This is a genomic window from Methylocystis sp. Uni0008, assembly GCF_056838045.1.
This window is the reverse complement of the sequence record NZ_CM166370.1, coordinates 2,575,409-2,597,325: the sequence shown is the minus strand read 5'-3', so window position 1 is coordinate 2,597,325 and position 21,917 is coordinate 2,575,409. Positions and strand designations below refer to the sequence as shown.

The 21,917-nt window shown below is 61.0% G+C and carries 32 protein-coding genes; 25 read left to right on the top strand and 7 right to left on the bottom strand.

The features are described from left to right. Nucleotides 1-315 precede the first annotated feature (315 nt). The 3 genes from AC0X69_RS12995 to AC0X69_RS12985 all read right to left on the bottom strand — a co-directional run bounded on the left by AC0X69_RS12995 (nt 316) and on the right by AC0X69_RS12985 (nt 3,304). Nucleotides 316-1,464, bottom strand: a complete 1,149-nt coding sequence (locus tag AC0X69_RS12995) for a CmpA/NrtA family ABC transporter substrate-binding protein (protein ID WP_482608197.1) — start codon at nt 1,462-1,464, stop codon at nt 316-318. Beyond that, nucleotides 1,461-2,033 (bottom strand): ANTAR domain-containing response regulator, encoded by a 573-nt coding sequence (locus tag AC0X69_RS12990; RefSeq protein ID WP_482608195.1) that lies wholly within the window; start codon nt 2,031-2,033, stop codon nt 1,461-1,463. The genes AC0X69_RS12995 and AC0X69_RS12990 overlap by 4 nt, the downstream gene beginning before the upstream one ends. Nucleotides 2,034-2,131: 98 nt before the next feature. Further along, entirely contained in the window at nt 2,132-3,304 is a 1,173-nt protein-coding gene (locus AC0X69_RS12985; protein WP_482608193.1) for an alpha-amylase, read from the bottom strand. A gap of 829 nt (nt 3,305-4,133) precedes the next feature. Between AC0X69_RS12985 and AC0X69_RS12980 the strand changes: the two genes are divergently transcribed. From AC0X69_RS12980 to AC0X69_RS12900, 17 genes are all read left to right on the top strand, one after another. After that, complete coding sequence (locus tag AC0X69_RS12980; protein WP_482608191.1) at nt 4,134-5,402, top strand: tyrosine-type recombinase/integrase; 1,269 nt, start codon at nt 4,134-4,136, stop codon at nt 5,400-5,402. Beyond that, a complete protein-coding gene (locus tag AC0X69_RS12975) occupies nt 5,399-5,623 on the top strand; it encodes a hypothetical protein (protein ID WP_482608189.1) in 225 nt (74 codons plus the stop codon). The genes AC0X69_RS12980 and AC0X69_RS12975 overlap by 4 nt, the downstream gene beginning before the upstream one ends. A 107-nt stretch (nt 5,624-5,730) precedes the next feature. Beyond that, nucleotides 5,731-6,354, top strand: a complete 624-nt coding sequence (locus tag AC0X69_RS12970; RefSeq protein WP_482608188.1) for a hypothetical protein — start codon at nt 5,731-5,733, stop codon at nt 6,352-6,354. Between the two features lie 108 nt (nt 6,355-6,462). Beyond that, nucleotides 6,463-6,699, top strand: coding sequence for a hypothetical protein (locus tag AC0X69_RS12965; RefSeq protein ID WP_482608186.1), 237 nt, complete (start codon nt 6,463-6,465; stop codon nt 6,697-6,699). A gap of 3 nt (nt 6,700-6,702) precedes the next feature. After that, on the top strand, nt 6,703-6,963 hold the full coding sequence (locus tag AC0X69_RS12960) for a hypothetical protein (RefSeq protein WP_482608185.1): 261 nt from the start codon (nt 6,703-6,705) through the stop codon (nt 6,961-6,963). Then, nucleotides 6,960-7,226: a hypothetical protein gene (locus tag AC0X69_RS12955; protein ID WP_482608183.1), complete on the top strand. Its 267-nt coding sequence runs from the start codon at nt 6,960-6,962 to the stop codon at nt 7,224-7,226. The genes AC0X69_RS12960 and AC0X69_RS12955 overlap by 4 nt, the downstream gene beginning before the upstream one ends. Then, nucleotides 7,219-8,847 (top strand): DUF3631 domain-containing protein, encoded by a 1,629-nt coding sequence (locus AC0X69_RS12950; protein ID WP_482608181.1) that lies wholly within the window; start codon nt 7,219-7,221, stop codon nt 8,845-8,847. The genes AC0X69_RS12955 and AC0X69_RS12950 overlap by 8 nt, the downstream gene beginning before the upstream one ends. Next, complete coding sequence (locus AC0X69_RS12945; RefSeq protein WP_482608179.1) at nt 8,844-9,197, top strand: hypothetical protein; 354 nt, start codon at nt 8,844-8,846, stop codon at nt 9,195-9,197. Before AC0X69_RS12950 ends, AC0X69_RS12945 begins: the two co-directional genes overlap by 4 nt. Then, nucleotides 9,194-9,505 (top strand): hypothetical protein, encoded by a 312-nt coding sequence (locus tag AC0X69_RS12940; protein ID WP_482608177.1) that lies wholly within the window; start codon nt 9,194-9,196, stop codon nt 9,503-9,505. The genes AC0X69_RS12945 and AC0X69_RS12940 overlap by 4 nt, the downstream gene beginning before the upstream one ends. Continuing rightward, on the top strand, nt 9,502-9,993 hold the full coding sequence (locus AC0X69_RS12935) for a RuvC family protein (protein WP_482608175.1): 492 nt from the start codon (nt 9,502-9,504) through the stop codon (nt 9,991-9,993). The genes AC0X69_RS12940 and AC0X69_RS12935 overlap by 4 nt, the downstream gene beginning before the upstream one ends. Further along, nucleotides 9,990-10,235, top strand: coding sequence for a hypothetical protein (locus AC0X69_RS12930; protein WP_482608173.1), 246 nt, complete (start codon nt 9,990-9,992; stop codon nt 10,233-10,235). Before AC0X69_RS12935 ends, AC0X69_RS12930 begins: the two co-directional genes overlap by 4 nt. A gap of 40 nt (nt 10,236-10,275) precedes the next feature. Further along, nucleotides 10,276-10,485 (top strand): hypothetical protein, encoded by a 210-nt coding sequence (locus AC0X69_RS12925; RefSeq protein ID WP_482608172.1) that lies wholly within the window; start codon nt 10,276-10,278, stop codon nt 10,483-10,485. Then, nucleotides 10,478-11,173, top strand: coding sequence for a hypothetical protein (locus tag AC0X69_RS12920; RefSeq protein ID WP_482608170.1), 696 nt, complete (start codon nt 10,478-10,480; stop codon nt 11,171-11,173). The genes AC0X69_RS12925 and AC0X69_RS12920 overlap by 8 nt, the downstream gene beginning before the upstream one ends. Before the next feature lie 8 nt (nt 11,174-11,181). After that, nucleotides 11,182-11,553: a hypothetical protein gene (locus tag AC0X69_RS12915; protein WP_482608168.1), complete on the top strand. Its 372-nt coding sequence runs from the start codon at nt 11,182-11,184 to the stop codon at nt 11,551-11,553. 12 nt (nt 11,554-11,565) lie between these two features. Further along, the gene (locus tag AC0X69_RS12910; RefSeq protein WP_482608166.1) at nt 11,566-12,000 is read left to right on the top strand and encodes a DUF5681 domain-containing protein; all 435 of its coding nucleotides are present in this window, start codon (nt 11,566-11,568) and stop codon (nt 11,998-12,000) included. Further along, nucleotides 11,997-12,167 (top strand): hypothetical protein, encoded by a 171-nt coding sequence (locus AC0X69_RS12905; protein ID WP_482608165.1) that lies wholly within the window; start codon nt 11,997-11,999, stop codon nt 12,165-12,167. The genes AC0X69_RS12910 and AC0X69_RS12905 overlap by 4 nt, the downstream gene beginning before the upstream one ends. Nucleotides 12,168-12,178: 11 nt before the next feature. Then, nucleotides 12,179-12,697, top strand: a complete 519-nt coding sequence (locus AC0X69_RS12900; protein ID WP_482608163.1) for a hypothetical protein — start codon at nt 12,179-12,181, stop codon at nt 12,695-12,697. Between the two features lie 1,027 nt (nt 12,698-13,724). On the opposite strand, the gene AC0X69_RS12895 is transcribed toward AC0X69_RS12900, so the two are convergent. Further along, the gene (locus AC0X69_RS12895; RefSeq protein ID WP_482608161.1) at nt 13,725-14,810 is read right to left on the bottom strand and encodes a transposase; all 1,086 of its coding nucleotides are present in this window, start codon (nt 14,808-14,810) and stop codon (nt 13,725-13,727) included. Nucleotides 14,811-14,956: 146 nt separating this feature from the next. Between AC0X69_RS12895 and AC0X69_RS12890 the strand changes: the two genes are divergently transcribed. After that, a complete protein-coding gene (locus AC0X69_RS12890; RefSeq protein WP_482608159.1) occupies nt 14,957-15,667 on the top strand; it encodes a hypothetical protein in 711 nt (236 codons plus the stop codon). A gap of 407 nt (nt 15,668-16,074) precedes the next feature. Here the strand turns inward: AC0X69_RS12890 and AC0X69_RS12885 are convergent, their stop codons facing one another. Together AC0X69_RS12885 and AC0X69_RS12880 are read right to left on the bottom strand one after the other, a co-directional pair. After that, the gene (locus AC0X69_RS12885) at nt 16,075-16,404 is read right to left on the bottom strand and encodes a hypothetical protein (RefSeq protein WP_482608158.1); all 330 of its coding nucleotides are present in this window, start codon (nt 16,402-16,404) and stop codon (nt 16,075-16,077) included. 45 nt (nt 16,405-16,449) lie between these two features. Continuing rightward, nucleotides 16,450-16,626 carry a hypothetical protein gene (locus AC0X69_RS12880; protein ID WP_482608157.1) on the bottom strand — a complete coding sequence of 59 codons (177 nt, stop codon included), beginning with the start codon at nt 16,624-16,626 and terminating at the stop codon, nt 16,450-16,452. A gap of 196 nt (nt 16,627-16,822) precedes the next feature. On the opposite strand from AC0X69_RS12880, the gene AC0X69_RS12875 reads away from it, so the two are divergent. From AC0X69_RS12875 to AC0X69_RS12850, 6 genes are all read left to right on the top strand, one after another. Further along, nucleotides 16,823-17,095, top strand: a complete 273-nt coding sequence (locus AC0X69_RS12875) for a hypothetical protein (RefSeq protein ID WP_482608156.1) — start codon at nt 16,823-16,825, stop codon at nt 17,093-17,095. A gap of 86 nt (nt 17,096-17,181) precedes the next feature. Further along, nucleotides 17,182-17,667, top strand: a complete 486-nt coding sequence (locus AC0X69_RS12870) for a hypothetical protein (protein ID WP_482608155.1) — start codon at nt 17,182-17,184, stop codon at nt 17,665-17,667. Further along, nucleotides 17,664-18,272: a hypothetical protein gene (locus AC0X69_RS12865; RefSeq protein ID WP_482608154.1), complete on the top strand. Its 609-nt coding sequence runs from the start codon at nt 17,664-17,666 to the stop codon at nt 18,270-18,272. Before AC0X69_RS12870 ends, AC0X69_RS12865 begins: the two co-directional genes overlap by 4 nt. After that, a complete protein-coding gene (locus AC0X69_RS12860; RefSeq protein ID WP_482608153.1) occupies nt 18,269-18,490 on the top strand; it encodes a hypothetical protein in 222 nt (73 codons plus the stop codon). The genes AC0X69_RS12865 and AC0X69_RS12860 overlap by 4 nt, the downstream gene beginning before the upstream one ends. Then, nucleotides 18,487-18,645, top strand: a complete 159-nt coding sequence (locus AC0X69_RS12855; RefSeq protein ID WP_482608152.1) for a hypothetical protein — start codon at nt 18,487-18,489, stop codon at nt 18,643-18,645. Before AC0X69_RS12860 ends, AC0X69_RS12855 begins: the two co-directional genes overlap by 4 nt. 404 nt (nt 18,646-19,049) lie before the next feature. Next, a complete protein-coding gene (locus tag AC0X69_RS12850) occupies nt 19,050-19,304 on the top strand; it encodes a hypothetical protein (RefSeq protein WP_482608151.1) in 255 nt (84 codons plus the stop codon). Nucleotides 19,305-19,432: 128 nt separating this feature from the next. On the opposite strand, the gene AC0X69_RS12845 is transcribed toward AC0X69_RS12850, so the two are convergent. Further along, nucleotides 19,433-20,752, bottom strand: coding sequence for a lipase family protein (locus tag AC0X69_RS12845; protein WP_482608150.1), 1,320 nt, complete (start codon nt 20,750-20,752; stop codon nt 19,433-19,435). A 597-nt stretch (nt 20,753-21,349) separates the two neighbouring features. Here AC0X69_RS12845 and AC0X69_RS12840 point away from each other — a divergent pair. Continuing rightward, nucleotides 21,350-21,547: a hypothetical protein gene (locus tag AC0X69_RS12840; RefSeq protein ID WP_482608149.1), complete on the top strand. Its 198-nt coding sequence runs from the start codon at nt 21,350-21,352 to the stop codon at nt 21,545-21,547. Nucleotides 21,548-21,917: the final 370 nt, after the last annotated feature.

Sequence of the window (21,917 nt, the reverse complement as noted above, 5' to 3'; positions counted from 1 at the left end):
GCTGAACGGCCGAACGGTCCGGTCACAGGTCGCTTCGCCTAAGTCTGGTGCGAATGGGCAAGACGACCGAAGCGCGACGCAATTGCGAAGCCGCTTCTGTGACAGAGCCCAGCCTTGGGCTCGTTCCGGCGGACCGGCGGTCGTCGTTGACCGGATAGGGAAATGCAGGTTCCGGGCCAGACGCGGCCATCTTGCGCTTTCCCGCCGAATGCAGGCGTTTGGCGCTTGTCAGCGGCATTGGCCGGCGAGCGGGGGCGCCAAATGCTTAGGCGGTAGGCGCCTAACTTCTGGCGGTTTCGAGCAGCGGTTCAGCGCTCACGCGCGTTGCCCGATGGCGAAGCCGGCGAGATAAGCCTCATAGCTCTGGCCCTCGAAGGACGGTCCCGCAAAGGCGTCAATCTCGCGCTGAACATGCGCGCCGCCGATCACGGCGTCGAAAAGATCGGCGCGCAAGACGCGCTTCGCCCGATCGGCCATGGCGGGCGCATAGCGCGTTTGGCCCCAGCGGAGCATTTGCGCATAGATCCATTCGGCCTGGCGAGGATCCGGCCGCATCGCGCCATCTCTTCCGATGAAGAGATAGTCGAGGTTCTGCCGCTCGTCTCGCGCATTGATCCGCAAACGGCCTCCTAGCACGCGGCGGATGATCTCGGCGTCGACGCCGACATATTCCGGCCGCGAGAGAATCTGCGAAACCTCGTCTAGGTTGCACGCATCGTCGACGAAGGCGGCGCCCCTGTCGAGGGCGCGGATCAGCGCCGCAACGAGCTCGGGATTATCGGCGACGACGTTTTCGCGCAGGGCGAGGACCTTTTCGGGCGCGCGCGCGAAGATCTCGCAGCCGAAATGAAGAATGACGCCGATGCCGGCGTCGACCGCGACAGAGCTCCAGGGCGCGCCGACGCAAAATCCGTCGAGCTGGCCGCGCGCAAGATTTTCGACCATGTAGGGCGGCGGCAAGACGATCAGCCGCAGGTCTTCGTCAGGATCGATTCCGCCTTCCGCCATCCAATAGCGCAGCTGATAATTATGCGTGGAAAAAGGGAAGGTCATGCCGAAGGTCAAGGGCTCTTGCCCTTCGGCGCGGCGGCGCGCGACGAGTTTCGCCAGCGCGCGTGCGGTCTGCGCCGGATGCGCGACCTCGTCTTCCGCGGCGAGTTCCGCGTAAAGCGCCGTCGACACGGTGATGGCGTTGCCGTTCATCGCGAGATTGATCGGCGCGACGAGCGGGACGCGCACGTGTCCCAGGCCGAGCGTGCAGGCGACCGCCATCGGCGCCAGAAGATGCGCCGCATCGAAACGGCCAATGGCGAGCTTGTCTCTCACATTCGCCCAGGACGCTTCGCGGATCAGTTCGACGTCGAGCCCCTCCTCCCTGGCGAAACGCTTCTCTGTCGCGATCAACAGCGCCGCGGCGTCGACAAGCGGAATGAAGCCGATTTTCACATGCGCATCGCCAGTCATTTGAACATCTCCGCCGCAACGATGACCGAGCGGGCGATTTCGATGATTTTCTTGTTCTCGCGCATCGCCGCGCCCCGCATCATCTTGTACGCGTCTTCTTCGGAGAGCTTCTTCGCCTTCATCAATATGCCTTTGGCGCGTTCGATCGTTTTGCGTTCCTCGAGATCGGATTTCGCTTGCTCGAGATCATCCTGAAGCTTGGAGAAGGCCTTGAACCGCGACACGCACAGATCGAGAATCGATTTGATGCGCTCCTTTTTCAAGCCGTCCACGATATAGGCCGAGACCCCCGCGTCCACCGAGGCCTGAATGGACGCCGTGTCGCTCTGGTCGACGAACATAGCGATCGGGCGGCGCACCGCGCGGCTGACCTGAAACATCTGCTCAAGCGTATCGCGCGAAGGATTTTCGAGATCGATCAGAATGACGTCGGGGTCCATCGCGTAAATCTGCTTCAGCAGATTGTTCATTTCGCCGATGCGTTCGACCTCCGTGAAGCCTGCTTCACGCAGTCCTTCCTCGAGGATCAGCGAGCGAATGGGGCTTTCGTCGACGATGACGATCTTCAATTTGATGGCGTCCAGTGTGCGCAGGCGAGGCCGCGCCTGTGGCGACGCATCGCGAGTTGCGTTCTCAGCGATGCGTCTCCGGTTCGCGGTCCGCGCTCTTATATCTTGAACCGCAGCGACATGCCCGCCTGCCAGTTCTTCATGATCTGCGGACCGTTGAGGTTCTGGTAGACCGGCAGACCCGCCTCGACCGCGATCGTCACGTTCTCATAGCCGATGAACTTGCCGCTGACCGTCGCGCCGCCGAAGAGTTCGACCCGCTGACCGCCATAGAAAACCGGATTGGCGGGAACGGCGGCGCCGCGAATCTCGGGATCGAATCCGCGGATGGGGCCTTGCGCGGAGCCGTTCACGCGAAACGTCGTCGTGAGGCCGGGCGTCCAGGTGTAGCCGGCCCATGCGGTGAGTTCATGCAGATCGCCCCAAAGATAGCGTTGCGGATTGGGTCCGAGCGGGAAGCGCGCGCGATAGACGAGGCCCCATGACCATGGCCCGAGATATCCCGCGTAGGCGACGCCGGGGAGGAGATCGAATGTGCCCGTGCCCGGCTGCATTCCATAGAAGGCGCGGATGTTGCGCCGCGTGCCGTCCGGCAGGAGAAAGTTGGAGAAGGTGGCCCTGCTGTTTGCGGTCGGGAAGGAAAAGCCGAATGCAACCTGGATGCGGTGAACGTCGTCCTGATAGAGGCGGTAGACGCCTGACAGCGTGAAGTCGATCAGGCTGGTCGTTCCCGGCAGGCTCCTGCCGAGCGGCAAGATCCCGGATGCCCCCTTGAAGGTCAGCGCGTTGAGGTTCTTCTCGATCATGCCGGCGGTCAGTATCATCGAGAAATCTTTGGTGACGCCATAGTTCAACCCGATCACTTGCGTGGCGACCGCGATGTTCTGCGGAATGATGCGCACCGTTTGTCGTGGATTGAGAAAGAACGGCACCGTCGTGACGATATATTCGTTGGAGACCGTGCGCGTGCCCATCTTGATGCCAGAGAGGTTGGCGAAGACCGGCGTAATCGAGAAGACAAGCTTGCCGGGAGCGGGCATGTCGACGCCGAAAACTCCCATGGGCGCCGGCGGCGGCGGCGGGGGCGCGGGCTGCGCCGGAACAGGCGGCGGCGGAGCTGGATGCTGCACGGAAGCAGACTCGGACGGCGGCCTCTTGCGCGGCGCGGCCGTCGCATGCGTCGCAAGCAACGCGGCCGTGACGGCCATGACTTCTGCGCCGCGCCAACGCGGCCGCAGGCGCGTCAACCGCTGGGACTGTGCGTGCTTCATCGCGATCCTCTTCCGTCGCGTCTGTGCGCGACCCAGAAACGAAAAAAGCCGCTGCCTGAACGCCTGCGCAGCAGACGTTCAGGACAGCGGCAATGCTGGGGGCCCTTCGCTGGACCGGGAGACGTCGCAAGCGACGCCCTCGCGCCAACGGATGCAATCACGGCGCCACCTACAGCGAAGCCGTTTGTCTGGAAGTTGCAGGACGCGCGATGATAGAGTTTTGCGCGCGTTCGCCCTTGCGCGCGCCCCGATGCAAGTCATTCACGCGAAACTGCTCGCGCCTCCGCCCTGCCTGGGCCCCGGCAGCGCACGATCAAAAAACGCGCATTCTGCCGCCGTCAGCGACAGCCGATCGCGACTTGTCCCTTCGTACGCAGCACGAGATGAGCGGCGCGCAATATCCGACTGTCGTGAATTGGGAGGTCCGCCACGCCGCGCATCGCTTCGTTATGCCGAAGCCGCGCAGAGGGAAAAAGCCGATCCGTATGTGAGAGCGAGATCAATTGCGCCGCCGCAAGCCCGGCACGCTGGACACTGATTTTGTCCTTAGGCAGCCCGAGCCGCTTCGGGTCATCGCCGGCGATTCGGTAAAGGGCCGCGAGATCCAAATGGCAGGCCGAAACGCCGAACGGCGGATCTAGCGGCGTCAGATGCGTTTCAGTCGGCTGCTGGTGCCCATGAGAAGCACCTAACTAGTGTCTGAGGCTGTTTTAGCCTGTCCGCACAGTCTCAACAAATATAGGGCATACGAGCGCACAACGTCTTTCCTTGTCCGCTGCTGTATGTCACAATCCATGTCGATTTGTGGGACCAGACGTGGGACCGACGGGTGGGCAAGCTGACGGACAGGACGGCGAAGAGCGTAGGGCCGGGCAAGTATGCCGACGGCGACGGCCTCTATCTGGTCGTCTCGCCTGCCGGCGGCCGGAAATGGGTTTTGCGCTATCAAATGGACGGGAGGCGTCGGGACATGGGTTTGGGTCCCTATCCCGAGACCTCCTTGTCCGCGGCGCGGATGGCGGCGCTCGCCGCCCGAACCAATATCGCGCGCGGCATCGACCCGCTGGCCGCGCGGGAAGAAGCGCGGAAGGCATCGCGGCCGGTCCCGACCTTTGCCGACATCGCCAAGGACGTGATCGCAGAGGCGCAGGCGAGGACCAGCAACGCCAAGGTCGCCTACCAGTGGGAGCGCCACCTTGGTCCGGCCTACTGCGGGCCGCTTCTGGCAATGTCCGTCAATGAGATTACGACGAGCGACGTGGCGGCGGTCCTCAAGCCCGTCTGGCGCAGCAAGCCTGAAGTCGCACGCAAGCTCTATCCCGCCATCCGGCGTGTCTTCGAAAGCGCCCGGATCGTGCTCCGCGACCAGCATGGCCTTTCGATAGACAACCCGGCGCGGTGGGACGATCTGAAGGCGCTCGGCTTCAGCGCTCCGGCGCAATTGTCGCGGGGCCGTCATCCGTCCTTGCCTTACGAGCAAATGGCGGCCTTCACAGCGGCGCTTCGCCAGCGCGACGCCATCGCGTCGCGGCTGCTCGAATTCCTGATCCTGACGAACGTGCGGACAGGGACCGCGCTCAATGCCGAGTGGCGCGAGTTCGACTTGGACGCGCGCGTCTGGACGGTCCCGCCCTCGAAACTGAAGGACAAGAAACACCGCAGGGAGTCGTTCCGCATTCCGCTCGCGCCGCGCGCAGTCGAGATATTGAAGGAGCTGGAGGCGGTGCGAGTGTCGCGCTTCGTCTTCCCCAGCGCGAGCGGCAAGCCTTTGAGCAATATGGCCATGCTGGTCTTGCTGAAGCGCATGAACGGCGGCGAGACCAAATGGACTGATCCGGCGAGCGACGGCAAGCCGATCGTGCCGCACGGCTTCCGGGCGACCTTTCGGACGTGGTGCGAGGAGGTTGCGCGCTTCCCTCATGCCGTCGTCGAGGAGGCGATGGGCCATGTCGTCGGCACAAGCGTCGAGCGCGCCTATCGTCGGACCGACGTTCTCGAGCAACGCCGGCATTTGATGGAGCAGTGGGCGGCGCATTGCGAACCGAAGCAAAGCGACAAGGTCGTGCCGTTTCGGCGAACGTCCGGCGAGAACGCATGACCCGTCGTGGTGCCGAATTCTGGTGCACGACCGGAAAGGCGATGATGCTTATCGCGGTGGCGCTCGGCGTTATACCCGCTGTTGCGCTAGCTTTCGCATTCCTGCTCGGCGTCCTCGGCATGGAGCTTTTCAAGCATGGCGAGCGCGAATGGAACCGGCTCCATAATTTACCGTCGCCGGAACACGATATCGGACGTCAGTATAAGACGTGGTGGCAGTGAATAAGGACTCTCGTTGAACTTACGGAACGCGTGGGGATAGGAGGCATCCGACAAGCCGATTAGCCCATCGGTTTCCCCGCGCTCACAGGGCTTCGCGAGGGCTCGTGATGAAAAAACCTAAGCTGCGACCGCTGCCGAAATTCAAGCCGGTATCCACGGGCTATAAAGCCGCTCAAAAGAGAAAGTACCAAAGTGAAGTTGATGCGCACACGGAATGTATAGCATCGGGTCGGCGGCAGATGAGCTTAGCGCATTTGGGCTTGCCGCCGCCGCCGCCGGAAGATCACCCCGACCGAAAGGAGTGGGAGGATTTACTCGTCAAAATTCATGCTGAGATTGACGGGCGTTTAGACGCTCTCTTGGATCACTATTTCATAGAGCGCGGCCCCGACGCTTATTTGCTTCTCACACTGTGTCTCGCGAACGATTTCATTCCGAATTTCAACGTTTTTCCTAGGCGTCCTGGCCGAAGGAAAAGCCGTGCTACTTTTAAAGCTGGAACACTCTGCATGATGGTCGATAAAATCGCTGACGATCGCGGCCGCGGAATACGAGACGCCTGTGTGCAATTGGCAAAGCGCGCCAACACTCCATGGGTCGACGCAAATGGGAAAGCGTGGTCCGCGAGCACGCTAGAAACAAGATACTACGAAGATAAGGGGCGGATAATGGCTGAGTTGGTTGAGCAAATTCGGCGGGGCGAAATCGACATCACGCGCTACCAAAATTGACACTCCTTTTTTGGTAGCACTTTTTCGGCTACCAAAACTATTGCACTCTATTTCGGTTGGGTCGCCGCGATCATTCTCGCCATATCTCGCAACTCAGAGGTTTGGCGCATGTCAGAAAAAACCGAAACGCAACCCGCCGACGCTATCCGAGCGCATCGCGTAAAGCCGTTTTGCGAACGCATCGGTATTTCGGCTTCGACGTTCTGGAAATACGAACGGCTCGGAAAAATCAAAACTATCCGCATTGGCGGACGCGTGCTCGTCCCGCACGCTGAGGCGCTGCGGATTGCTTCGGAGGGTCTGAGCGCGCCGCAGAAATCGACCTCCGACGCGAGGGCCGCGTGACGCATGGCCCACACAGCAAAGAGCCCGCCGGCGTCGACCGGCGGGGCTCCGAATGCGCTTTCATGCAGGCTCGCTGAAGGCAATTCCGACAATAAACCCAGAGTCTCTCTGCCGCAAGGATTGCCGAGTCGAGCGACGCTCGCCCGTCGCTGGCCGGGGCTGAAGGTCAATAGATTGACCGGACGCTGGGTCGACGACGCGACCGGCGCGAGGGGCGAAGATCTTTTATCGCTGCTCGCCTTCCTCTCGGAGAGCAGCCGATGATGAAGATCCCGTGCCCGCGCGCATTCGCCGAAGCCCTTGCCGACTATCACGGACGACCTGTCGCTGATTTCTCGGCCGGCGATGTCCTGCGGTCGGCGTGCCTTGAAGCGCTCGGCGACGTTCCGGCGCAGTCCCTAGCAGCCTTCGTCGCGCTCGATTTGGGCGACGACATAGAAGCCCGCGACCGTCTCGCCGACGTTGTTTCCCGCGTCAAGGAAGCGGCGCGCCTGTTCAATCAAATGAAAGGCGGCGGCAATGGCTGAATTTTCCGAAATGACGCCGCCCGAGCGCGACGCATATTGCGCCGAACAAGCGCAAGAGTATCGCGAGCGCCAGGAGCAACAACGCCAGGAGCTGGAAAGCCGAGATTGCGTCAATCCTGAAATCGCCCGTCTCGCGGCGCTTAATCCAATCGCCTATGACCGCGAGCGCCTCGCCGCGGCCGAGGAGCTAGGCTGTCGCGTCTCGACGCTCGATAGCCTGGTCGCCAAAGTGCGTGCTGAAGCCGATGAGCAGAAGCAGGTCGAGCTCTGTGCTGAAATTGAGCCCTGTGCCGATCCTATCGACATAGGCGAGCTTCTCGACGACGTTCTGGCGACGATCCGGCGCTTCGTCATATGTGATCAGGCGACGGCGACGGCAGCGGCATTGTGGATCGTGTTCACCTGGATCATCGAACACGCCCAGGTAGCGCCACTCTTGATTATCTCGGCCCCTGAGAAGGGCTGCGGAAAGTCTCAGCTCTTGGCCATAGTCGGCCGGCTGTCCAAGCGTCCACTATTCGCCTCGAACATCTCGCCGGCCGCGACATTCCGAATCATCGAAGCAAAGACGCCGACGCTGCTCATCGACGAGGCGGACGCATTTTTCAGAGAGAACGAAGAACTGCGCGGCATTATCAACAGCGGTCACACTCGAACGTCAGCTTATGTCATCCGTACCGTCGGCGACGACTTCGAAGTCAAACAGTTTTCCACATGGGGTGCGAAAGCGATCGCCGGCATTGGAAAACTGCCCGAGACCGTCATGTCCCGCGGCATTGTCCTAAGCCTACGGCGCAAGCTCAAGACCGAGAGGGTCGAGCGCCTGCGTCACGCCGAGCATGGCTTGTTCGATGCGCTCGCCAGGCGTCTGGCGCGCTTCGGACAGGAATACGGAGCCGCTATCGCTCGCGCGAGGCCGCAACTGCCGGAAGCGTTGGGCGACCGCGAACAGGACAATTGGGAACATCTACTGGCCATCGCCGACCTGGCCGGCGGCTCATGGCCCCAGGAAGCGAGGCGCGCCGCGCTGGCGATGTGCGACGCCAATGATCGCGAAGACCTGTCGCTCGGCGAGCAACTGCTTCTCTCGATACGCGACGCCTTTGACCAGGACGGAGCAGACAAGCTGTCGCGCGAAGAACTTCTGCGCCGTCTCGTCGCCGACGACGAAGGGCCATGGGCGACCTGGAACAAGGGCAAGCCAATGTCGGCGGCGCAGCTTCGGAAGCGTCTTGCCGCCTTTGCGATCAAGACAAAGAAGGTCCGTCTCGACACCTACACGACGGCGCAGGGATTCGAGCGCCGGCAATTCGAGGACGCTTGGAGTCGTTACCTTGATGGAGAGGACCATGCTTCCCCTGGGAGCACCCCACAGAGTTGGAACATTGGAACATCACCGGAAACCGAGGCGTCTGGCCGTTCGGAAGGTGTTCCGCTTCCAGTTCGAAAGTCGGAACATCCCGACTCCGCCGTCAATTCGTCGCCTGTTCAAAAATCAAAGTGGAACCGGAACGCGAACGGAACGGCGAAAAAGCCGGAAAGCCTGGATTGTTCCAATGTTCCAGTTCCGACCCCCGGCTCTGGAGAAGACACGCCTCATGAAATCGAGGTGGAGCTATGAGCGCTGTCAGGCTTCTAAAGGAGGCGCGAGCCGCCGGCCTGTCCATTTCTGTCTCCCCTGCCGGCAAGCTCTCCTGTCGCGGTCCGGCGGAAACGGTGGAGCGGCTCAAGCCGGCTCTTGTCGAGCGCCGCGACGAGCTGATTGCGGAACTGCGCTCCGAAGTCACGGCGGCATACGATCCTGAGCGCCTCCAGCGCGAAGCCCATCGGCGCAATGTCGAAGCCGCTCGGGAGGGGATAACCGACCGCTTCTGCCGCTGCGGCCATCTCGCCACGTTCGCCTGGCGGGGCGATGACAGCAGCGGCGTGTGGGTATGCGCCGAGTGTCTGCCGACGCGAGGCCGAGCATGACCCGTCGTCGCCTCCCCAACCGCCGTGCACATGAGGCTATCCGCTTCACCTTCCGGGACCGAGCCTACACGGCCGGCGTCGGCCGATTTCCGGACGGCTCGGTGGCTGAAATCTTCATCGATGCGGAAAAGCAGTCCACCGACGCCGCGGACGATGCGCGCGACGCCGCCGTAGCGCTTTCAATCGCGGCCCAGCATGGGACGCCGCTGGAGGCCATCCGCGCCGCCGTCACCCGCGAAGGCGATGGCCGGCCGTCCGGCATTGTCGGCGCCGTGCTCGACATTCTCGAACAGGAGGGGCCGAGATGAGCATCATCGGAATCGACATAGGCGCTCGGGGCGCGCTGGCGCTGCTCTCGCCCTCCGGCGAGCTGCTCGATGTCGTCGACATGCCGATCCTGCGCGACGGCCCTGCCAATCGGCCGAACGTGAACGCGCCGCTGCTGGCGAGCATCGTCCGACGCTGGCGGGCGTCGCAGGCATTCGTAGAATACGTCGGCGCGCGGCCCAAGGAAGGCCCTACAGGGGCTTTCGCCTTCGGGCGGTCCAAAGGCGTCATCGAAGGCGTTTGCGCTTCTGCGGGGCTCCCTGTGGCCTTCCTGACGCCGCCCGTGTGGAAGCGCGCGGTAGGCATTCCGCCGGGCAAGGATGGCGCGAAGGACGCAGCCCGCTCGGAAGCCATTCGACGATGGCCGGGCCACGCTGAGTTGTTCGCGCGCGTCAAAGACGATGGAAGGGCAGAAGCGGCATTGATTGGGCTCGCCGGCCTATTGCGGGAAAGAAAGGTCGCGGCATGACCGACAATCCGCAAGTCCTGATCCCCTATGACAAGCAGGAAGCGATCACGTTGCGGCAGGCCGCCCTCATTGCCGGCCGCTCGGAGTCGACGCTGCGCAGTTGGTGCCAGGCGCACTACATCGGTCGCCGCGTTGCTGGCGACCGCGAGAGTGGATTGATTGCGCCCTATTTCCGGCGCGCCGGATTGAGCCAGCCGCAACAAATTCCGCAGCAGCCACAGAACGCGCAACAAACGCGGTAGCTCTGTAGCGCACATCGCTCGATCGGCGCATCGTCGCGCCATGCAGACGGAAGCGATCTCACACCCAAAGAACGCCGCGCGGTTCATCGAAACCGTGCGGGCGCGAGCGCCGAGGGGCTTTTCGGAAGCCGTAAAGCGCGCGGCGCAAGCCAACCAGCTCTCGACAAGCGAATTCGTGCGCCGCGCCGTCGCCGGCGCGATTGAACGATCAGCGGCGAGGGGCAATCAAACGGGAGGCTCTATTGGCTAACAATATGATGCCTGCCCTGTTGCGATTGGCAGGCCAGCAGCAATCCCTGGCGTCGCTCGGCGGCGCATACGACAAAGCGCAGGGCCGCTACGCGACGAACTATCTCGATCCTTATTCCACTGCCGCACAAGGCGCGCCTTCGATGCTCGGCGACTCTCTTGGGCTCGGCGGCGCGGAAGGGACGAGGCGAGCGCAGGAAGCATTCACGGCCGGGCCCGGCTATCAGTTCGCGCTCGACCAAGGCTTAGAGGCGCTAAATCGCAATGCAGCGTCGCGTGGGATGCTCGCGAGCGGCAACAACACGCAGGACATCCTGCGCTTTTCGCAGGGACTCGCCGGCCAGGAATTTGGAAATTGGCAGAACCGGCTTGGGGATTTCTCGCAGCTCGGGCTCGGAGCCGCCCAAGGCCAAACTGGCAGACAAAGCTCTCTCGCCGCGCTCGATTACGGATATGGGCAGGATCAGGCGGGGATCTACACCAACACGGCAAACCGCCTTGCCGATCTGGCGCAGCCGCAGCAACAACAGCCGTCCGGGATCGGCTCGGCGATCGCCGGCGGGCTCAATCTCGCGGGGACGATCGGCGGCCTCGCGCTGGCGCCGATGAGCGGCGGCATGAGCATCCCGGCGAGCAGCTTCGCCGGTCAGGCGATCAGAAACGAACTCGGCCATTATTTCCAACGATGAGACGCCCGATGGAAAAAGCCAAAGGCGGCTCGCCCCGATGCGATCAGCCGCCGAACGACGCGACGCAAGATCCGGACGCGCGACCGACGGCGATAGACCCCCACAACGTTCCGGAAACGTTTTGCGCCGGGCCCTTTCACGTGCATCTCGGCGACGGTTTTGCCGTGCTGACATTCACGCAAGCCAGGATCGCCGCAGAAGCTCTATTTCATTACGGCGATGGACGGCTTGAAGAGGTCGCCAAGAGCCACGCGCAATATGTCGTCGTCGCGCGCCTCGCCTTGCCTGTCGCAGGCCTGATTGAATTGCGCGACACGTTGAACAAGCTCACCAAAAACGCCGAGCGCCCATCCCATGCAGTCGGCGGGACGCAGCATTAATGAAGCCGAACGATGACTGCCGACGATTCCCGTAAAAACGGCCCCAAAACGGGGCGCTTCGAGCCTGGCAACCCCGGCAAGCCCAAAGGCGCGCGTCACAAGACGACGCTGCTCGCCGAAAAGCTCATGCAGGCCGACGCTGAGGCGATCGTGAAAGCAGTTCTCGACTCTGCAAAGGGCGGCGATATGACGGCGGCGAGAATCATTCTCGACAGGATCGCGCCCGCTCGACGTGACAATCCAATTTCGTTCGAACTCCCGAAGATCGAGAGCGCCGCCGATGCGGTGGCGGCGCAAAGCGCAATCCTGTCCGCGGTCGCCAATGGTGAGATCACTCCTGGCGAGGCGGCGGAAGTCTCCAAATTGATCGACAGCTTTGTGAGAACCATCGAATTGACCGAGATCGACGAGCGGCTGAAACGGCTTGAGGGGAGAGCCGGGATATGAGGATCACGACAGAGAAGCGTCTGGAGCGGCTTGAGGCCGCAGATGAACAGGAGGGCGTCGCTTACGTCGCCCTGGGCACGCTTCTCGATGACGAGGCCGCCGGCGCGCGCACAATGACCGAGGAGCAATGGGAGGCCGTCTATTGCGGCGTGGAGGGGCGGCGATGACGAGTGCGAAAATGAAAGCCCGCCTCTCACGATTGGAGGACAACGAGAATCCGGATAAAGGGAAATACACGCGCTACCTGTTTTCCTCTCTGAGCCCACAAGACCAAAAGCGAATGATGCGGTTCGAATTCAGCTATGAGTGTGGGCCGGACGATCGGGACATACAGATGGCCAAGGCGATGGGATGGGAACTCAATCACGCTCGGGCGTACATTATCCGGAACGACGTTGAAATGACTCGCGAAGAAACTGCTCGTAAGGCGCGCGGCGAGTCCGACCCGCTGGAAGGCGGCCCTGTTCGAGATCTCACTGACAGCGAGTTGAGGGCGTTTGGTTTAGCTGTCCTCGATGAAGTCTCAGACCCCGCCGAATTTGCCCGGCGCATCGGCTGGAGCATTGGTCAACTTGAGGCTTTTAATGAGCGTCTCGCGGATTGGGACGCACAACCGCAGTGCAACGAAAGCGACTGGCGCAGCGACGCGGGAACCGACGCACGTATGTTGGGCGAGGGAAATGCGCGGGCAGTTTGAGCGCCGCCTGGCGCGGATCGAAAGCAGGAGCGGCCCTGGCCGGCTCTGCGCGTTCACCGATGAGGAAACAGAGGCGATCAATGCCGTAGACCGAAAATATCTCGGACGCCACGCGACGCGAGAGGACGTAAGGACCAGGGGCGGCTTCATGCATCGCATCACAGATGAAGAGGAACTGGTGATCGTCGACGTTGTCAAAGCGGCAGTCAGACGCGGAGGCGCTTTGACAGGGCGGTGAGAAACATTCTTCGCCTGCAATCCAGAATTCAAAAATAGCCAACAGATTTCGATTGTGCGGCCGGGGTAAAAAGCAAATTTAGAAGCATTTCAGACCGATAGCGCGCATCGCAGAAGCCCAAGAATTTTGTCAGGCCATAAAAAAAGCAGGCGGCGCAGATCTGCGCCATAAGCACTCAACTTCAAAAGAATCAAATAACTAAAATCGAAGCGCATAGCGCATTGAGCTATGCGCCAACACGCGTTCGGCGGCTGGAGTTTGACCTGCCCTGCCAGGTTCCCTAGCTTTTGGCTCTCCGCCTGAGGGAGAACCGTAAGACGGTTATTCGTAGCATCCGATCCTGCCCGGCCGGCGTCGACCGGTTTTTTCGCGCTCTTATCATCTCTCAACTAACGTTAAACAGGATCCCGTCCGGACATAGCCCCACTTTCAAGATGAATCTCATGCGGGAGCCGAGACAATGACAATAGTCGAATTAAAACATGAGGAGGGCTTTGCAAGATGGCGCGCAGATTATGAAGAGAGCCTAAAAAAGCGCTTCACAGCGGGGCGACTGCATTCCTGCTTGCGAGTAGGCGTCCACGTTGGATTCGCCATCAAACAATGGTGCAAGGTCCAAGGATGCGTGGATCAAATGTACCCTAAGCTGGGCACCTCCAATAACCTGGCTTTTCGTGACTGGGTGTTGGGCGTGAGGCGGCTCGAGGCCATCCTTCCGGGGAGAATCGGTTCATGGGCTTCGAAAGCGGCGTCGCCCGGTGAGCGGCGCCGTCTTTGCCGCTAATTTTGCTACGCAGGCGCCCCTCTCTCGCGCAGCCAGACGAAGCGGCGCATGTTGTAGGCGAGATTGGCGAGCCCGATCTTGAGCCGCGCCCGCGCCAGGCCGATTGTTCGCACGAACAGGCCCATCAGCCCCTTCTGATGCGCGAACACATGTTCGACGGCGCTGCGCACTTTCGACTTCTGCGCATTGGCGATGCGCGTTCGCTCCGGCATCGGCTTGCCCTTGGGCTTCTTGCGATGAATGCGCGAGACGAAGCCGCGCCGCGACAGCATCGCTTCATTCTTCGCCGAGCGATACGCCGTGTCCGCATAGACCTCGCTCGCCGTGTTGGTTTTGTCGAGCACATCCTCCAGCCGCGCGCCGTCATGCGCGGCAGCGTGCGTCGCCGTCCATTTGCGGATCAGCCCATGCGCCCGGTCGATCGACACATGGTTCTTGTATCCGAATGCGGGGATGGCGAGATCGACCGGCGGAACAGAGCCGTCCTCCTCCCGCACTTTGGCTTTCGTATATTTGACCGTCCAACGCGCATCGCGATCTTTCTGTGCGAGCTTCGCCGGCTTGTCCTTCCAGCCCTCTGGAATGCGGCCGTCCTTGATCGCCTGCTTCTCGCCGTTCGTATTGCGCTGCTTGGGCGCGGCGACAATCGTGGCGTCGACGATCTGGCCCGACATCGCGAGAAAGCCGGCCTCGCGCAGCGCTGCGTCGAACTGCTCGAACAAGCGGTCGGCCGCATTTGCCTTCTTCAGCGCCTCGCGGAACGTCCAGATCGTATTGGCGTCGGGAACCGCGTCGGCCAAACCCAATCCGAGAAAGCGCATGAACGACAGGCGGTCCTTGATCAGATATTCGCAGCGCTCGTCCGACAGAGAATGCATTGCTTGCAGGATCAGCACCTTGAACATGAATACATGATCAAATGGCGGACGCCCGCCCTTGGAGCGGTCGGCCCGCGGGACTGCCGCCTCCAGCGCCGCCCGGAACATCTCGAAATCGACAAGCGCCTTCACGCGCTCCAGATCGTCGCCCTTCGCCGACAGCTCAGCCAGCCGTTCGTCGACATCAAAAAATCCGGGCGTTCCCTTCGCCATGGCCGCGATCCCCTTGCGACATGACCAAGTGAATCAACTCAACGCCGATTTGGCCAGAGGTTTTTGGAGGCGTCCAGCTGTATGAGCTTGAAGAATTTGTCCCGGGTCTGTGGGAGGCCCTGACACCGCCAGACCTGGGACGGGCCATGCTTTTTGATGATGCAAGCAAGGTCCGGGACAAATCCCGCCCGTACTTTTGGACCCATCTCGATCTTGATAGGCTCGTTGCGAGCGCGCCCAAGGAATACCGCGATGCGATTGTCGAGCGCGAAGATTTGAAGCAGCTTGCGGACAGCTATCTTCAACAACCATGGATGCATACACCCTACCTCGACTGGGTGTTCGCGGATGCCCTCGTTGGTTCTGCGCTTGTTGGCATTAATGAATGGATTCAAAATCGACGGCTTGGGTTCATATATAGCATTTTCGGTAACAGATTATTGGCAACGCTTTACCAGCTAATCGTCGTCCCGGTGCTGATCGTAGCGGGCTGGATTTTGCCTGGATTGGTCTGTTGGTGGGCCTATCCCAATTATCCCTCGGTCAGCTTGATCGCAGCTTTGCTTTTTTATGTGCTCAGCATCGGAATAATGGTTATTCGGATCGGCCGGCACGTCTTGTTGCGATTGCGGGGCGGCAAATCCTTTCGTCAGGCAAGCGACGAGTTACTGGCGAGGTTGCTGGCCGCCTATTCGCAGCTGAGCGAGGAGACGATTCATGTCCCTTCACTGCGACGCGCGATTGAGCAAGGAAGTGCGGTGGGGATTGCGTGGGACCCGCAACTTTTGTGCATTCTCGACAATGTCGCCGCCAGAGCGCCGGTGACTTGGACGCGTCGTCTTGTCGATCCAACATAGGGTCCGCTCGACCGCCTCGGCCATATCCTTGACCTCCCAAAGCCAGCCGTCGTCGTTTGAAAAACAGTCACAGAAAATCAAGATAGCGCATCAAAAAACGGACTCCGACTCATCTTCAACTGCGACAGGCTGCTTTTTCCTCGCGCTGTTCTTTATCGGATACAAGGATACAAGACGGATCGTGCCGTCGGCGCAATCTCCACCGCCATATTCGCCCCGGTCTGTTCGATCGCTTTGATGGCGCGAGCAATGTCTGCTTGGGTAAAACGCGCCGCGCGTGGACTCATTTCCTCACCCCTTCTTTTTCAACCTCACGCCAGGCCCGCCTCCGTTCTCGGCGATGAACTCGACGCGCGCGGTTTCAAAACCTCGGCTTCGACTGGAAGGCAGGATTGAGCCACACGTCGTCATTCGAAGTCCAAGGTGATGCCCGATTTGTCTTGAAAGAGACGGCCATCCGTAAATGCAAGGGTGTGCAGTTCCTCGCCAATTCTTTGTATTTCGAGTTCGCGTGGGTAATCGTCTCGATATAATTTGCACCATAGATTCGTTTTTGAAATGTTGCTTTTTAGTGTTTCATGACGCTCCAATAATTGGTTATCCATGTCATGAGCAAATCCCATATTGATGTAATTGATTGCGCGACCAACGCCTATACGTATGCCAATCCGAACTCCACAATAGAAAATCAGAAACAAAATGGAAAAAATTATCAATGCCACAGCGCGTTCGGTCATAGAGCGACTCCTTGTAGCAGTTTTTTATCATTCTGGGCCGCAGTTCTATTTCTTTGGTTTCCTTTTCTTAAGCCGCACGCCCGGGCCTTCGCCGTTCTCTTCGACAAAGATCACGCCGGCCTTTTCGAGGGCCTTGCGGATGGCCGCGATCGTGCTCGCCGATGCGGGCGGCTGGCCTGCCCCCTCGGCACGCTTGACGGTCATCGTGGAAAACCCGGTCATTTCGGCGACTTCGGGCTGCGTTAGGCCAAGGAGCGCGCGCGCGGCGCGAATTTGTTCAGGCGCTGCCATTTTTCTCTTGTTCTAATTAGAACACTCGCGTATGTTCTAAAAGTATCACAGGCCGCTCACCAGAGCAAACCCCGCCGGAAACCCTCGTTCGGCGAACGCCCTCGGCTTGTCCAAAGGAGAAGCGCCGATGTCCGCTGCTTATGATCGCGCCGCCATCATGAAAGCCGCGCATTTCACCGCCCGCTGGCGGGTTCTGAGCGTCGGCGGCTCCTATCGGGAATGGTTCGCCAAGGCGCTTGCCTCGGAATGGAAGAAGGCCAAGGCGGCTCGCGTGCGCGAGGAAAGCAACATCGGCCTTCCCGTCCGTTCCTGCTTCGCGGACCAGCCTGCGCCTCGTATGCCTATGTGCTGTCTCTACACCACGCATTCCGGCCGCGTCGCCGGATCATTCGCTGCTTAATCAGGCCGCCTGATAAACGGCCGGGAGAGGCGCTGACCCCGCCAAACCCGGCCTAACCACAACGCGAGAGGATAGAGGTTCGCATTATGGCTAAACAGTCTCTTACACCATCGCGGCGGGCCATGCTCGCCGGCCTCGCCGCAGCGCCCGTCGCCGGGCTTCCCGCCATTGCTGGCGTCGTCGCCCGTGACGACGCGACACTATTGGAGCTAGGTAGCCGGCTTGAGGCCGCCTGGGCGCAGGAAAACGTCGCCTATTCACTTATCCTCGACGACCAGGACGATGTTGGAGAAGAGCGGGCAACCGAAGCTTCGGCCCGCACCAGCGAGATTGTTAACGTCATTCTTGAAACGAAGGCGACGACGTTCGACGGACTGAAAGTTAAAGCCCGCGCGCTTTCTTGGTGTCACTGCGGCGAATTCGACGGGATCGCTGATTGCCTTGGAAACGTCTGGTGGGATGATGAGGGCAAGGTCGTCAAGGAAACGCCTACGACAGATAGGCTAATCGCTGACTCGATCTTATTCGACCTAATTGCCCTCGCGGCCATGGCGTGGGGGCCGCGGTCATGAGCACAGCCAACGACAACGCCGACCTGGCGCCCCTCTTCCTCGAATTCCGCCCGGGCATGCGCAAGCGCATCGCGGCGGCTGTCGACGCGCTCGTCGCGCTGCTCGACCAGATCGATGGTGACGCCGATCTTGAGGAAGACAATCCGCCGGAAGACGACGCGCCGGCAGAGGACGTGGGCGACGAAGAGCCGAGCCTCGGGAGCATCGGAAGCCGCGACGCGTCAACTCCGCAATATCTGTGGGCGCAGGGCGCCGACGACGACCGGGAGCGTGAGGACGAACACGACGAAGAGGGCGGCGACGAGGAGCCGGCGCTCGGCGCGACCGCCGCGATGAACCAGGAGCACGCTTGGCGAGCGAAGTTGAACGCATGGGGCTCGAGCGACGAAGCGGAGCCTTCGCTTGGCTGGACTGGTCATGGGCGGGGCCATCCTGAAATGGCGCTGCGCGGCTATGACGACGATCGCGAGAGAACTACAGGGCCGCGCGACGAAGAGGGCGACGACGCCGACGAGGGCGAACTCGACGCCGAATCGATGGACCCTTGGTTCAACCCGCCGCACCTGCCGGGCGGCAATGGCGCAACGCGGAGGACAGGCCGATGACTGACCTGAGCAACGTCAAGTCGCGGCTCCCCCGGCTGCCGCTGTCGACCATCGTCAAGGTGACTTTGCTGCTCAAAATCGCGCGGCTCCACCTTTGGCTCGCGCGCACGTCCAACCGATACGATGGCGCCATCATGCAGATGGCCCGTCTCGCCGTCGAAAGCGCCGAGGCGGTCGCCAGCAAGTCGGACGATTTGCGGAGAAGGCTGAGGCCGTGACTTACGACCGCGCCGCGATCATGCGTGACGCCCACAAACGGTTCCGAGACGGAAAACGCCTCGGGCTCGGCTGGACGTTCGGGCAATGCCTGTCGACGGCGTGGAAGGCGGCGAAGGAGCGGCGCAAGGCTCACGCCCTGCGACTCGCGGCGTAAGGTGTGATAAACTGCGCCAGCGCTGGCCCTTGACGCCGGGCCAGTCGCATCAACGCCCCGCCCCCGGATGTAACGGCGGGGCGTTTTTGTGTTTTGGGCGAGGTAACGCCTGGCCTGGCGCATAGAAAAAGGGGCCGGCGCCCCCAGCGGGCCGGCCCCCGATCGCTTCGAAAGAAGCTGAACGTTTTTGCAATGTTCAAATCATTGCGCGTTTGATGGGAAGGCGCAGTGCGCTGGCGCACGGGTCATATTGTGCTAAGCAGCGCCCAAATCGCCAATGCCGAGCGTTTTTGCTGGGGTTGGTGAAGAGTCGACGCGTGCGCTCGCCCACAGTTGTTATCGATGTTCTGTTCCATTGTGGTCTCGCAAACCGCTTCTAAAGCGAGCGGAGAAGGGAGATCGAAATGATTGATCGCAAATATCCACGAGAGGTCGATCATTGGACCTTCGAAACGATTCAAAAGTTCGTGCAAGTCACGAGCGAGGAAGATATCGCCGCGCTGCGCGAGAAATTAGCGCGCCAAGCCGACCTGATGCGTCGCCATGGCGAGGACGAAAGCGCCGCATTTTGGCAGGCCTTGGCTGATCGTATCGCAGATGCGGCTGGCGGATCGGATCAGCGAGCGAGCGGAACTCTTCCGAGGACAGACGCTGCATAAAATGATCGCTGGCGGCTGAGCATGGCAGCCAACGCCCCGACCGTGGATGTAGCGGCGGGGCGTTTTGTGCGCACGCTGTTGGTGATGACGATAGAGGCATTATCCAGGGACCGACCGTGCACGATGCGTTAACGCGCATTCCTCCCGTCGGTAGCCAAGTTTTTACCCGTCACGAGGTCGCACCACTCGGTATATCCCCACAGCGTCGGCTTACCGTTCTCGGCTACGCCGGTGGCGAAGAAATCGGTTCCCGACGGAGGGCTCGGATCACTGCTCCAGATGTGCTTCTGCACCGCAGAAAACACGGCGAAATGCCGATCGACAAACAGCCGGCAAACACTATCATTGGAGGTTGCGATGCGTGCGATGAAATCGCCATCGCGGTCGATGATTTTGGACACCCAATCGAAAGCCGCTCCTTTGGCCGCGTCGCTAAGCCGCGACAAATCTCCCGGCGAATCTTTCCCGTCGTTGGGCTCGCCCGGAAAATCCACTTGTCCATCGCCTTTGAATACAGCCCGCCGCCCCACATGCGCGTAACAGGCCAGTCGCTTCCCACCGAACCCAATCACCCAAGCCCAGTCGCAGATCAACCCGCCAAATCCTACAAGAGGTGTTTTGTCCGTAGGGAGGCTCGGGACGATATCGCCTTCATGCTCGAACCTCCAGATAGCACGGCCAACGTCGCCAGAGTTCTTCGCGCCCGAGAGGCCGACCCCTTTGGCGGAAGCAAACGTGTAAACAACCGGCTTTTGCGCGTTTGCGAAAACCTTGGAAGGATCGAGCGCCGCCATGAGCGCAACAGCGCCGCCTTTGCTGTGGCCGGTTATGAAAAGTTTCTTCGGCGCCCCCGTGGGCGAGAAGAAAGACAATGAGACGCTGCAGTCTCTCCGCGGTCCTGCTGCGCCACACGCTTTTTCGAGATGAGTACGCAGGGCCTGCCACGAGCCGTAAAATCCCAGATGCCGGTCCTTGTCGTCGACTGCGATGAACGCGTCGTTGACCCAGTCGCGGGCGAAGGTCATCAACTCATCGCGCAACTTCGAATTGTCGCCGAAAATGGCGCTGCCTCCGACTTCCCGCAGCGACCTGCTCCCCAGCGCCAGCGAAGGTGCCAGCGTTCCTCGGAAAGCCAAAATGATCCCGTCCGCGCTGTCGATCAGCAGATAGGCGTCCTTGTCAGCGGCAAAGGCCTCAACCTTGTCGTCGCCGACCGACAGGGAGCTAAGCCGTGGGTCGCTTTTCGCCGCTAACCTCAGGCAAGTGGCCGCTCTGGCGCGGCCGTAATCCGCCTCGAGATCCTCGACTGCATAGGCGCAGTAAGACGCGGTGGCGAGCTTGTAGGCGAGCCCGAAATCCGGCGCGTCCTGCGCCTGCGCTGTGTTGGGCGTCGTGGCCAGTATCGACATGGAAATTGAAGCGAAAACAGATCTCAAATAATTCGTCACGGTGCGCTCCCGCGATGCCAAATGAAATATAGCCAAGACTATGGGAATGTCTTAGTTAGGATGCAGCTTCGCTCGAATTTGCAGCCTTGACAAGGCACCTCCCGCTCGGGACGTGCTCAGCGCGCGTCGGCTCCGCGGGAGCGACAAAGCCCACCTGGACGCCTTTGGCGGTTGCGGGCGGAAAAGTTTCGCCATTCCATGTCGGCGATGTTGGGGAGAGGTGCGCAAAGTCCAAGCGTCGCCGTTGAGCGCCGCCAGAGCGCAAAAGGGCTCCGCCCGTTTTCGCGAGCGGAGCCCGAGCGCAGCCGCGCACCAGACGTGACGCCGCAGCAACGGCCGCGCCTCCCGCCCGTCGGCCAGGTTAGGTGAGTGATCGACGGACGTTCATCTCGCAAAGTGGAACCGGAAACGAACGCGGCAAGCTTCGCTTTGCAGCCATGTTGTCGTGGACCAGGGGCGTGAAGCTGAAAAAAGCCCGCGACCATAAAGCCGTTGGCAAGGAGGCTGCGAAAGGTCGCCATGAGAGGCGACGACAACCAATTAACCTGGAGCGCGCTGCGGCATGCGTGACAGGCCAAGCGCCGCGGGGACCATACGATGACCGAAGCTGAGACGTTAATACGAGAAATCCAATCTCTGCGTGAGACTATCCGGCGCGAGTGGTTCAACATCAGGCTCGATGCTCTGACGCACGATGACCGAGTCGTCATTCGAGATCATATCGAACGCTGCCACGCCGATCTGAAAATCCTGCTGGATCGGCTATGGAATTTGCCTGACAAAAATTCAAGCTAGCCGACGCTATTGTCTGAGCCATCACCCAAGCGACAATGGGAGATCAGCAAGAACCTCGCCCGCGCTGAACTCACTGCGTTGGAACGCGACGAGCACGTTGCCGAGTGGATAAGGCTGGCGGAGCTTCAATCGCGTCAACCTGACGCAAATGAAAAATCCAAACGCGAAGACGGCCGCGGGCACAGGCATGAGTCTGGCGTCCGCGCCGCGGCTCGCGAACTTGGTCTATCAGAACCAGACGCCCGCCGCGCGACGAAGGTCGCCGCGCTGTCCGATGAGGCGAAGGAAGCCGCGCGCCCGTCTATTTTGTCCAGAGAAGCCCGCACATGCGCCAAGACGTTCCGCGCTACCCATGCCGCGCCCGATATCG

Bases quoted from the DNA above. Each gene is read 5' to 3' on its own strand.
- AC0X69_RS12870 (WP_482608155.1), top strand. From the start codon at position 17,182: ATGGCTAAACAGTCTCTTACACCATCGCGGCGGGCCATGCTCGCCGGC.
- AC0X69_RS12925 (WP_482608172.1), top strand. From the start codon at position 10,276: ATGCAGACGGAAGCGATCTCACACCCAAAGAACGCCGCGCGGTTCATC.
- AC0X69_RS12945 (WP_482608179.1), top strand. From the start codon at position 8,844: ATGAGCGCTGTCAGGCTTCTAAAGGAGGCGCGAGCCGCCGGCCTGTCC.
- AC0X69_RS12955 (WP_482608183.1), top strand. From the start codon at position 6,960: ATGATGAAGATCCCGTGCCCGCGCGCATTCGCCGAAGCCCTTGCCGAC.
- AC0X69_RS12840 (WP_482608149.1), top strand. From the start codon at position 21,350: ATGACCGAAGCTGAGACGTTAATACGAGAAATCCAATCTCTGCGTGAG.
- AC0X69_RS12960 (WP_482608185.1), top strand. From the start codon at position 6,703: ATGGCCCACACAGCAAAGAGCCCGCCGGCGTCGACCGGCGGGGCTCCG.
- AC0X69_RS12890 (WP_482608159.1), top strand. From the start codon at position 14,957: ATGCTTTTTGATGATGCAAGCAAGGTCCGGGACAAATCCCGCCCGTAC.
- AC0X69_RS12950 (WP_482608181.1), top strand. From the start codon at position 7,219: ATGGCTGAATTTTCCGAAATGACGCCGCCCGAGCGCGACGCATATTGC.
- AC0X69_RS12915 (WP_482608168.1), top strand. From the start codon at position 11,182: ATGGAAAAAGCCAAAGGCGGCTCGCCCCGATGCGATCAGCCGCCGAAC.
- AC0X69_RS12995 (WP_482608197.1), bottom strand. From the start codon at position 1,464: ATGACTGGCGATGCGCATGTGAAAATCGGCTTCATTCCGCTTGTCGAC.
- AC0X69_RS12875 (WP_482608156.1), top strand. From the start codon at position 16,823: ATGTCCGCTGCTTATGATCGCGCCGCCATCATGAAAGCCGCGCATTTC.
- AC0X69_RS12880 (WP_482608157.1), bottom strand. From the start codon at position 16,626: ATGACCGGGTTTTCCACGATGACCGTCAAGCGTGCCGAGGGGGCAGGC.
- AC0X69_RS12930 (WP_482608173.1), top strand. From the start codon at position 9,990: ATGACCGACAATCCGCAAGTCCTGATCCCCTATGACAAGCAGGAAGCG.
- AC0X69_RS12865 (WP_482608154.1), top strand. From the start codon at position 17,664: ATGAGCACAGCCAACGACAACGCCGACCTGGCGCCCCTCTTCCTCGAA.
- AC0X69_RS12935 (WP_482608175.1), top strand. From the start codon at position 9,502: ATGAGCATCATCGGAATCGACATAGGCGCTCGGGGCGCGCTGGCGCTG.
- AC0X69_RS12940 (WP_482608177.1), top strand. From the start codon at position 9,194: ATGACCCGTCGTCGCCTCCCCAACCGCCGTGCACATGAGGCTATCCGC.
- AC0X69_RS12985 (WP_482608193.1), bottom strand. From the start codon at position 3,304: ATGAAGCACGCACAGTCCCAGCGGTTGACGCGCCTGCGGCCGCGTTGG.
- AC0X69_RS12900 (WP_482608163.1), top strand. From the start codon at position 12,179: ATGAAAGCCCGCCTCTCACGATTGGAGGACAACGAGAATCCGGATAAA.
- AC0X69_RS12910 (WP_482608166.1), top strand. From the start codon at position 11,566: ATGACTGCCGACGATTCCCGTAAAAACGGCCCCAAAACGGGGCGCTTC.
- AC0X69_RS12860 (WP_482608153.1), top strand. From the start codon at position 18,269: ATGACTGACCTGAGCAACGTCAAGTCGCGGCTCCCCCGGCTGCCGCTG.
- AC0X69_RS12895 (WP_482608161.1), bottom strand. From the start codon at position 14,810: ATGGCGAAGGGAACGCCCGGATTTTTTGATGTCGACGAACGGCTGGCT.
- AC0X69_RS12885 (WP_482608158.1), bottom strand. From the start codon at position 16,404: ATGACCGAACGCGCTGTGGCATTGATAATTTTTTCCATTTTGTTTCTG.
- AC0X69_RS12970 (WP_482608188.1), top strand. From the start codon at position 5,731: ATGAAAAAACCTAAGCTGCGACCGCTGCCGAAATTCAAGCCGGTATCC.
- AC0X69_RS12905 (WP_482608165.1), top strand. From the start codon at position 11,997: ATGAGGATCACGACAGAGAAGCGTCTGGAGCGGCTTGAGGCCGCAGAT.
- AC0X69_RS12850 (WP_482608151.1), top strand. From the start codon at position 19,050: ATGATTGATCGCAAATATCCACGAGAGGTCGATCATTGGACCTTCGAA.
- AC0X69_RS12965 (WP_482608186.1), top strand. From the start codon at position 6,463: ATGTCAGAAAAAACCGAAACGCAACCCGCCGACGCTATCCGAGCGCAT.
- AC0X69_RS12975 (WP_482608189.1), top strand. From the start codon at position 5,399: ATGACCCGTCGTGGTGCCGAATTCTGGTGCACGACCGGAAAGGCGATG.